Raw genomic sequence first — 4,805 nt, 5'->3', positions numbered from 1 at the left:
TACCACGTTCCTTCTCGGGGACGGACGTGCAGGGCGACCAGCATCCCGCACGGGCTCCCCCCTGCGCAGCGCAGATCCGGCAGGGGGCGGACGTCGGTGTCCGGGTGGTGCAAGGCCGAGCCACCGGCCCGTCCCTGCGCCTAGGATCGCGGATGGACGAGGGGAGTTGTCATGCGGGTTGTGCGCTGGCTGCTGGCGCTGGTGGCCCTGGGCCTCGTCGCGGGCTTCGTCTACAGCCTGGTCCGCCCGCACGACGACGAGCTCCCGCGCCCGGTCACGAGCTGATCCCGTGGCCGTCGCCCGCCGCCTCGCGGCGCTCACCCGCGACTCGCTCGCCGAGCTCGCCTCCCCCTGCCGCTCCTGCACCCGCTGGGAGCTGGATGCCGTGCACCGCTCGCGGGTCGAGGAGGACGGCGACGGCCTCGCGGCCAAGGAGGCCTGGCTCTCGAGCACGCTGCTCGAGTGGGGCTCGTGCGGCCAGGTCGTGCGCGTCGACGGCGTGGTCGCGGGCTATGCGCTCTACGCGCCGCCGGCGTACCTCCCGGGGCTCGCGGCGTACGCCACCTCGCCGGTGGCGTCCGACGCCGTGGCTCTCGCGACCCTGCACGTCGACCCCGAGCACGCGGGCTACGGGCTCGGCCGGATGCTCGTGCAGGGGATGACCGCCGACCTCGCACGCCGCGGCGTGCGGGCGGTGGAGGCGGTGGCCTCGACGACAGGCTCCGATCCGTGCCTCATCCCGGCCGACTTCCTGCTCGCGGTCGGCTTCACGACCGTGCGGGCGCACCCGCGGCACCCGCGGCTGCGCCTCGACCTGCGCCAGACGGTGCCGGCCTTCATGCGCGACGACGTCGTCGAGGCTGCGCTCGACCGGCTGCTCGGCCGAGGGCGCGTGGGGTCTCCGGGCCTCTCGCGCGAGGAGCCGCTCGCCTGAGGCGGGCGACGTACGGGCGACTCGCATGACCGAGTGGATTCCGGGGCCGAAGCGCCCCGAGGACGAGCCTGTGCCCAAGGCACCGGAGCCCGCGCGGCTGGATCCGATGGATCTGCCGCCGGACGTGCCGAGGTCGCCGTCCGGTCGCGTGCCGCAGTGGGTGCTCGACGAGGCGGCCGGCCGGCCGAGCGAGCCGGTGCCGTTCCGGGGCTGGCAGAGCGACGCGTTCGGCGCGCCTCCGCCGTCCGCAGCCCGGCGGCGCAGCCGGTGGAAGGCCGTGGCGGCGGTGACGGTCGTCGGCGCCCTCGTCGTGGGTGTGGCGGCCTGGGCCCAGCAGCCGCCCGAGCGCGAGCAGATCGTGGCCGTCCCCGGGGACGTGCCGACCAGCGCAGCACCCGAGCCCGCACCCTCGAGCTCGCCCCGCGGCACGGAGTCCGGCGACTACCCGACCCCCGGGGTGGGCGAGACGCCGCGGCCGGAGTCGCTGCCCGAGGGCGACCTCAGGAAGTCGGTCGCCAAGGGGTACGCGTTCGCGACGCTGCAGAAGGACAAGAAGACAGGCATCGCGTGGTCGCCGTGCCGCCCGATCACCTGGGTGCTGCGCTCGGCCGGTCGTGCGCCCAAGGACGGCGACCGCATGCTGCGCGAGTCGTTCGCGCGCCTGGCCGAGCTCACCGGCCTCGAGTTCGTGTACGAGGGCACGACGAAGGAGAAGTACTCCGACGACCGCGCCGTCTTCCAGCCCCAGCGCTACGGCGACCGCTGGGCCCCCGTGCTCGTGAGCTGGTCGACGACCAAGGACGATCCCGGGCTGAAGGGTGACGTGCTCGGCCGGGCCGGGCCCTACTGGGTCGACACCGAGAGCGGCGACCGCGCGTACGTCTCGGGCACGGTCAGCCTCGACGCCGCCCAGTTCGCACGCCTGCGCTCGCTCGGCGGCTACGAGGTCGCACGGTCGGTGGTGCTGCACGAGCTCGGCCACCTCGTCGGCCTCGGGCACGTGAAGTCCAAGGCGGCGCTGATGTACCCGCGCGTCTCGCTCGACGTCACCGACTACGCGGCTGCCGACCGGCGCGGCCTCACCGTGCTCGGCCAGGGCCCCTGCCAGCCCGACGCCTGAACCCCCTGATCTCGCCGGGTCGAGCAGGAACGGAGAAGCACGGCGTCGGGCCCCGCTCCTAGGGTTCACCGCATGGCCGTCACCCTGCACTCCACCTTCATCCCCGTGCACGACCCCGAGGCCGCGCTCGGCTTCTACCGCGACGCGCTCGGCCTCGCCGTGCGCAACGACGTCTCGGCCCAGGGCTTCCGCTGGGTCACCGTCGGCGCCGAGGGGCAGGACGTCGACATCGTGCTGTTCCAGCCGCACGGCGGCCGGTCGCAGGCCGAGGGCGATGCCCTGCTCGCCCTCGTGACGCAGGGCTCGATCCAGGCCGCCATCTTCCGCGCCGACGACCTCGATGCGACGTTCGAGCGCGTTCGGGCGTCGGGTGCCGAGGTGCTGCAGGAGCCGGTGGCGCAGCCGTGGGGCGCGCGCGACTGCGCGTTCCGCGACCCGTCCGGCAACCTCGTGCGGATCGCCCAGGCCTGACACCGGGTTCGGCGTGCGATGCTCTCGTACGCCGTCGACACGGATGGAGCACCGATGGGCAAGGGCACGCCAGCCGCGGACAGCCACGACCTGATCCGGGTGCACGGCGCACGGGTCAACAACCTGCGCGACGTCAGCGTGGAGATCCCCAAGCGCCGGCTCACGGTGTTCACGGGCGTCTCGGGCTCGGGCAAGAGCTCGCTGGTCTTCGGCACGATCGCCGCCGAGAGCCAGCGGCTGATCAACGAGACCTACCCGGCCTTCGTGCAGGGGTTCATGCCCACCATGGCGCGCCCCGACGTCGACGTGCTCGACGGCCTCACCACCGCGATCCTCGTGGACCAGCAGCGGATGGGATCCGACCCGCGCTCCACCGTCGGCACCGCGACCGACGCCAACGCGATGCTGCGCATCCTGTTCAGCCGCCTCGGCCAGCCGCACGTGGGGCCGCCGCAGGCGTTCTCGTTCAACGTCGCCTCGATCAGCGGCTCGGGCGCCGTCACCACCACCAAGGGCGGGCGTGAGACCAAGGAGCGGCGCTCGTTCAGCATCGTCGGCGGCATGTGCTCGCGCTGCGAGGGCCGCGGATCGGTGAGCGACTTCGACCGTACGGCGCTCTACGACGACACCAAGTCGCTCAACGAGGGCGCGCTCACGATCCCCGGCTACAGCGCCGACGGCTGGTACGGCCGCATCTTCAGCGGCTGCGGCTTCTTCGACCCCGACAAGCCGATCGCGGCGTTCACGAAGAAGGAGCTCGACGCGCTCCTCTACAAGGAGCCGACCAAGATCAAGGTCGACGGCATCAACCTCACCTACGAGGGCCTGATCCCGCGCATCCAGAAGTCGTTCCTGTCCAAGGACGTCGAGGCGATGCAGCCGCACATCCGCGCGTTCGTCGAGCGGGCGATCACCTTCACCGTCTGCCCCGACTGCGACGGCACGCGCCTGGCCGAGCACGCGCGGGAGTCGAAGATCGCCGGCATCTCGATCGCCGACGCCTGTGCGATGCAGATCAGCGACCTCGCCGAGTGGGTGGGCGCGCTCGACGAGCCGTCGGTCGGCCCGCTGCTCGACAACCTCCGGCACACCCTCGAGTCGTTCGTCGAGATCGGCCTCGGCTATCTCTCGCTCGAGCGGCCTGCCGGCACGCTGTCCGGCGGCGAGGCCCAGCGCACCAAGATGATCCGGCACCTCGGCTCGTCCCTCACCGACGTCACCTACGTCTTCGACGAGCCGACCGTCGGGCTGCACCCGCACGACATCCAGCGGATGAACTCCCTGCTGCTGCAGCTGCGCGACAAGGGCAACACCGTGCTCGTGATCGAGCACAAGCCCGAGGTGATCGAGATCGGCGACCACGCCATCGACATCGGGCCCGGCGCGGGCAAGGCCGGCGGCGAGGTCGTGTACGAGGGCAGCGTCGCGGGGCTGCGCGCGAGCGGGACCCTGACCGGCCGCCACCTCGACGACCGCGCGCAGGTCAAGGAGTCGGTGCGCACGGCGTCGGGCTCTCTCCCGATCCGGGGCGCGAAGGCCAACAACCTCAAGGACGTCGACGTCGACATCCCGCTCGGCGTGCTCGTGGTGCTCACGGGCGTCGCCGGCTCGGGCAAGAGCTCGCTGCTCGACGGCTCGGTCGTGGGCCTCGACGGCGTGGTCTCGGTCGACCAGGCGCCGATCAAGGGCTCGCGCCGCAGCAACCCCGCGACCTACACCGGCCTGCTCGACCACATCCGCAAGGCCTTCGCCAAGGCCAACGGCGTGAAGCCGGCGCTCTTCAGCGCCAACTCCGAGGGCGCGTGCCCCACCTGCAACGGCAACGGAGTGGTCTACCTCGACCTCGGGATCATGGCCGGCGTCCCGATGACGTGCGAGGTGTGCGAGGGCAGGCGCTTCGACTCCGCGGTGCTCGACTACCACTTCGGCGGGCGCGACATCAGCGAGGTGCTCGCGATGCCGGCGGGCGAGGCGCACGCGTTCTTCTCCGACGGCGAGGCCCGTATCCCTGCCGCCGCCGCGATCCTCGACCGGCTCGTCGATGTCGGCCTCGGCTACGTGACCCTCGGCCAGCCGCTCACCACGCTGTCGGGCGGCGAGGGCCAGCGGCTCAAGCTCGCCACCAACATGACGGACACGGGCGGGATCTACGTGCTCGACGAGCCGACCGCCGGCCTGCACCTCGCCGACGTCGAGAACCTGCTCGCCCTGCTCGACCGCCTCGTCGACTCCGGCAAGTCGGTGATCGTGATCGAGCACCACCAGGCCGTGATGGCGCAC

At 72.4% G+C, this 4,805-nt stretch carries 4 protein-coding genes; all 4 read left to right on the top strand.

The window, feature by feature from the left end; genetic code table 11:
- Positions 1 to 289 precede the first annotated feature (289 nt).
- Positions 290 to 934, top strand: a complete 645-nt coding sequence (locus ACFQGU_RS17345; protein WP_386768955.1) for a GNAT family N-acetyltransferase — start codon at positions 290 to 292, stop codon at positions 932 to 934.
- A 70-nt stretch (positions 935 to 1,004) separates the two neighbouring features.
- A complete protein-coding gene (locus ACFQGU_RS17340) occupies positions 1,005 to 2,054 on the top strand; it encodes a matrixin family metalloprotease (RefSeq protein ID WP_386768954.1) in 1,050 nt (349 codons plus the stop codon).
- A 72-nt stretch (positions 2,055 to 2,126) separates the two neighbouring features.
- Positions 2,127 to 2,525, top strand: coding sequence for a VOC family protein (locus ACFQGU_RS17335; RefSeq protein WP_386768953.1), 399 nt, complete (start codon positions 2,127 to 2,129; stop codon positions 2,523 to 2,525).
- Positions 2,526 to 2,579: 54 nt separating this feature from the next.
- Positions 2,580 to 4,805: ATP-binding cassette domain-containing protein (locus tag ACFQGU_RS17330; RefSeq protein ID WP_386768952.1), on the top strand; the 2,226-nt coding region annotated here is incomplete at its 3' end.

The sequence above is a fragment of the Longivirga aurantiaca genome (genome assembly GCF_042660085.1).
GTDB lineage: Bacteria > Actinomycetota > Actinomycetes > S36-B12 > CAIYMF01 > Longivirga > Longivirga aurantiaca.
The sequence above is the reverse complement of the archived record's forward strand: the minus strand, read 5'-3'. Positions and strand labels throughout refer to the sequence as shown.